Source organism: Eudoraea sp. (genome assembly GCF_049665975.1).
Lineage (GTDB): Bacteria > Bacteroidota > Bacteroidia > Flavobacteriales > Flavobacteriaceae > Eudoraea.
In genome coordinates this window covers 1-4,710 of record NZ_JBATGR010000029.1, presented here as the reverse complement: position 1 = coordinate 4,710, position 4,710 = coordinate 1, and the positions used below count along the sequence as shown (strand labels likewise).

The following is a 4,710-nucleotide window of genomic DNA, read 5'->3' as shown; positions in this document are numbered from 1 at the left end:
ACTCAACAGGGCGGTGCTGGCACCAAGGCCAGCTTCTTCCAATATTCGTGGAGCATAATAAAGAAAAGCATTGATCCCCGAGAGTTGATTAAAAAAGGCGATACAAAAAGCCAGTATTAATGGAAATCTATATTTCAATAAGAAAATGTTTTCTCCTGGAATCGTACCTTCACTTTCCTTTTTGATCTCCAGCATCATGTGTTCTGAATCCATGCCAGGATTTATAACTTTTAAAACTGCTTTAGCTTCATCAACACGGAGTTTAGACAACAACCACCTGGGACTTTTTGGAATTGTTAATGCGAATACGGTATAAATAGCTGCCGGTATGGCTTCAACTCCGACCATCCAGCGCCAGGCATTTTCCCCAATTCCATTTAATAGGTAATTTGAAAAAAAGGCAATAAGGATACCAAATACAATATTAAACTGATATAAACCAACAAGTTTGCCGCGATCCTTAGCAGGAGCAATCTCTGAAATGTAAGCAGGCGCAGCAATTGTTGAAGCCCCTACCCCTAATCCACCGATAAATCTAAAAATAGCAAACGTTATAGGATCACTTGACAAGGCAGAGCCCAAAGCCGAGATTGTATAAAATATACCTATCCATATAAGGGTTTTCTTTCTACCTAATTTATTTGCGGGGATACCACCTAATAATGCGCCAACAACAGTACCCCAAAGGGCCATGCCTATTACTACTACACCATGAAACACATCGGATGAACCCCACAATGCCTGAAGTGTTTTGTCAGCACCGGAAATAACAACGGTATCAAAGCCGAAAAGAAATCCGGCTAAAGCTGCCGTAATTGACCAAATCCATATTTTTTTCATTTGCGTAGTTCTTGAGGAAATAGCAAGTTTCGACCCATATTTTTATTTATGATAAATTCTAAATAAGTATTTAATAACGGATCACGAAAGCCCTAAGTCAATTCGCCATTCGCCTCCTGATCTTTTAAATACTTAACAAGGTCCAGTGCATCTGGCACTACATCACTACAGAGCACTATTAGGGATCCTTTTTCTGCGTGAGCCACTGCATGTGTAATCGCTTCCTTTTCTGAAGGAATAATAGTTGTTTTTTTATTGGGATCCTGTTTTTTAATTCCGGCATCCAACATATTGATTAGGTCAGTCTCCGATTTACCTCTCAAATTCTTATCCTGTCTGATAATGATCTCATCAAACATTTCTGCGGCTATTGTTCCCATTTCATTATTATCTTCTTCTCGGCGATCCCCAATACCGGCTATGATCCCTACTTTTACAGTGGCTTCCAGGTTATCTGTAAATTTTTGCAAGGCACGCATGCCTGCAGGATTGTGAGCATAGTCTAATAATATGACAAAGTTGTTAAACTTAAACAGATTTAAACGCCCGGGAGTACTTGAGGCAGATGGGATAAATGTCTCAAGGGCTGCTTTTGTGTCTTCAATACTGATGCCCTGAACATTGGCAGCTATAATAGCCGGAAGAATATTTTGAATCATAAAAAGAGCTTTCCCACCATAGGTCAATGGAATATTTTCTGCTTTCAATAACCGCATTTTCCACTCGCCCCTGCAAAGGGTTACATAGCCATTCTCATAGATGGCTGTAATTCCTCCGATTCTTTGCAAAGCTTGTATCCTGGGGTTATTTTCATCCATGGAGAACAGCGCAAGATTACAATTTATGTTTCTACGCATTTCATAAACCAAATCGTCATCCGCATTTAGAATGGCATAACCATCTGGCAACACGGTTTCAGGTATAACAGCCTTAACTCTCGCAAGTTGTTCTATAGTATGGATACCCTTTAAACCCAAATGATCTGCTGAAACATTGGTAACAATGGCAACATCACATTTCTTAAAACCTAATCCGGCTCTTAATAAACCACCGCGGGCACATTCCAGTACGGCAAAATTGACAGTAGGATCCTTCAACACAAACTCTGCACTTGCCGGGCCAGTACAATCTCCTTTCATCAACATCCTATTTTGAATATAAACGCCATCACTTGTGGTATAACCTACCCTTTGTCCATTCATTTTAGCGATATGAGCAATAAGTCGGCTTGTTGTCGTTTTTCCATTAGTACCAGTAATAGCTACAATGGGTATTCTGCCAGTATCACCTTTTTGGGGAAATAATTTATCTACTACAGGCGCGGCAACGTTTCTTGGTAAGCCTGTGGTGGGAGCCAGGTGCATCCTGAAACCAGGGCCTGCATTTACTTCCAAAACAGCACCACCAGTATCAGAAAGCGGTTGACTGATATCACTGGTCATTACATCAATACCGCATATATCGAGGTCTATGATTTTTGAAATCCTTTCCGCCATTGATACATTTGCCGGATGAATAATATCTGTTACATCTTCTGCAGTACCCCCGGTGCTTAAATTAGCAGTGTCCTTTAAAATCAATTGTTCCCCCTCCTTTAATACGGAGTCTACCGTATATCCTGCATCGTCGATGATCGTTTTTGTCAGATCGTTTATTGTTATTGCGGTAAGCACTTTCTCATGGCCATATCCCCTTCGTGGATCTTTATTCACTTCCTCAACCAATTCCTCTATAGTAGATTTTCCATCACCAACAACATGAGCAGGGGTACGTTTTGCTGCGGCAACGAAATTGTTGTTAATAACCAACAGACGGTAATCCTCGCCTGTAATATATTTCTCCACTATGACCCTTCCTGATACTTCTTTGGCAATCTTAAAAGCCTCAAGTGCATGCTCGTAAGTATTGATGTCTACTGTAATTCCTCTACCGTGATTCCCATCAATAGGTTTAATAACCAGTGGGTATCCCACATAACGGCAAGCATCTTCTAAGCTGCCTTCCCTACTGATTATATCACCACGAGGGACTTCGACCTCGGCCTGTTCTAAAAGATATTTAGTGTCTTCCTTATCACACGCCAATTCAACGCCAATACTGCTGGTCTCACTGGTTACGGTAGCCTGTATCCTTTTCTGATTGGCTCCATAACCCAGTTGTACCAGGGAGTACTTGTTTAGCCTTATCCATGGTATCCCGCGACTTTGGGCTTCCATAACTATGGATCCGGTACTTGGTCCCAATCGTTCAGATTCCCGAAGTTCGCGCATTCGTTGTATGTCATCTTCCAGATCATAAGGTTCTGCAGCAATTAATGCTTCACAAATACGAACAGCAGCTTTAGCAGCATATCTGCCTACCGATTCTTCAATGTATGAGAAAACAACGTTGTAGACCCCTTTCTCCCCATATCCGCGAGTTCTTCCAAATCCAGTATCCATATCTGCCAATGTTTGGATTTCAAGGGCAATATGCTCAATTACATGACCCATCCACGTACCTTCATCCACCCGCATAAAAAATCCTCCTTCACATCCTTCTGAACATCTGTGAGAGTACATACTTGGAAACATCTCGCGAATACGGTCTGCGAATCCATCTATTTTATTGCTTGGTAATTCTTCCATTTCCTCCAAATCCAGGACCATAACAATTAGTCTGTGGCGGCGAATAGACCAGTAATTTGGTCCCCTCATGGCATTTATTTCTCTTATTTTCATGACCTTAGATTTTATGGTTCTTAATCGTGGATATATGAATTCGCTTCAAGCCTAAGAACACTGTTTTAGCTGTTAATGTGAGTTTGATAAGTTCTTTGTAATTTCATAAATATATGACATTTTTTGTAACAATAGCTGTATTTTTGCAACCTAGACAGCATAAATTATGGTGGTAAAAGGAACTTTAATTCCCATTGGAGGAAATGAGGATAAAGGGACGGAATCAGGAGAGTCATTTCACCTTGAATTTATTCAGGAAAGTATCCTCTCCAGAGTGGTAAATGAGAGTGGGGGCAATGAGGCACAAATTGTTGTTATTCCAACTGCCTCAAGTATTCCAAAAGAGGTAAGTAATAGTTATCTGCAGGCCTTTGACAAATTAGGATGTCATAAGGTGCATATTTTGGATATACGAGAGAGGAAAGAGTCTGAAAACCCAAAAAATTTGGAATTGATTGGAAATGCACAATGCGTGATGTTCTCCGGAGGAAACCAATCTAAAATCACTGCAAAAATAGGCAGCACTACATTACATGAAGTGCTCACAGAACGTTATAAAAAACACTCTTTGGTGATAGCCGGAACCAGTGCCGGCGCAATGTGTATGTCCCATGAGATGATTGCAGGTGGTAGCAGTACAGAATCATTTATAAAAGGGGCCGTAAAAATGGATACCGGAATGGGATTCATTTCTAATTTAATCATAGACTCTCATTTTATTCGTCGAGGCCGTTTTGGACGACTTGCGGAAGCCGTCGCTAAATATCCGGATATGATGGGTATTGGCCTTGCAGAAGATACAGGACTGGTTATTAAAAATAGCAACACTTTTGAAATAATAGGTTCCGGGATGGTTATTATGTTTGATCCAAGAAAACTAAAACACAATAACGAAAAGATCCTTGAGAAAGGTACACCTATGTCTCTTATAAATCTTAAAACACATGTACTGGCAAATGGGGACCGTTTTAATATGAAAAAAGGTAAAGTAAAGGTATTACCCCTTGATGCTCCTTTTCCAGCCTCTTAATTCATATAAATACTGATTTGATCTGCACCGTCTGATGATTTGCAGGCCCTGTACATACCTTCAGTGTTAAAAGGCATTGCAATATTACCAAGGGCGTCAACAGCAATTAATCCTCCATCT

4 protein-coding genes are annotated in these 4,710 nt (G+C 40.5%); 1 reads left to right on the top strand and 3 read right to left on the bottom strand.

The window, feature by feature from the left end; translation table 11 throughout:
• Together WBN20_RS00940 and cphA are read right to left on the bottom strand one after the other, a co-directional pair.
• On the bottom strand, positions 1-840 hold an 840-nt coding region (locus WBN20_RS00940), incomplete at its 3' end, for an MFS transporter (protein WP_424280382.1).
• 92 nt (positions 841-932) lie between these two features.
• Positions 933-3,560: a cyanophycin synthetase gene (gene cphA / locus WBN20_RS00935; protein ID WP_424280381.1), complete on the bottom strand. Its 2,628-nt coding sequence runs from the start codon at positions 3,558-3,560 to the stop codon at positions 933-935.
• Between the two features lie 166 nt (positions 3,561-3,726).
• Here cphA and WBN20_RS00930 point away from each other — a divergent pair, with 166 nt between their 5' ends.
• The gene (locus WBN20_RS00930; protein ID WP_424280380.1) at positions 3,727-4,590 is read left to right on the top strand and encodes a cyanophycinase; all 864 of its coding nucleotides are present in this window, start codon (positions 3,727-3,729) and stop codon (positions 4,588-4,590) included.
• On the opposite strand, the gene WBN20_RS00925 is transcribed toward WBN20_RS00930, so the two are convergent.
• The coding region (locus WBN20_RS00925; protein ID WP_424280383.1) for an isoaspartyl peptidase/L-asparaginase at positions 4,587-4,710 on the bottom strand (124 nt) is incomplete at its 5' end. The two genes, WBN20_RS00930 and WBN20_RS00925, sit on opposite strands and share 4 nt — an antisense overlap.

Coding starts and splice junctions, on each gene's coding strand:
- cphA (WP_424280381.1), bottom strand. CDS start 3,560: ATGAAAATAAGAGAAATAAATGCCATGAGGGGACCAAATTACTGGTCT.
- WBN20_RS00930 (WP_424280380.1), top strand. CDS start 3,727: ATGGTGGTAAAAGGAACTTTAATTCCCATTGGAGGAAATGAGGATAAA.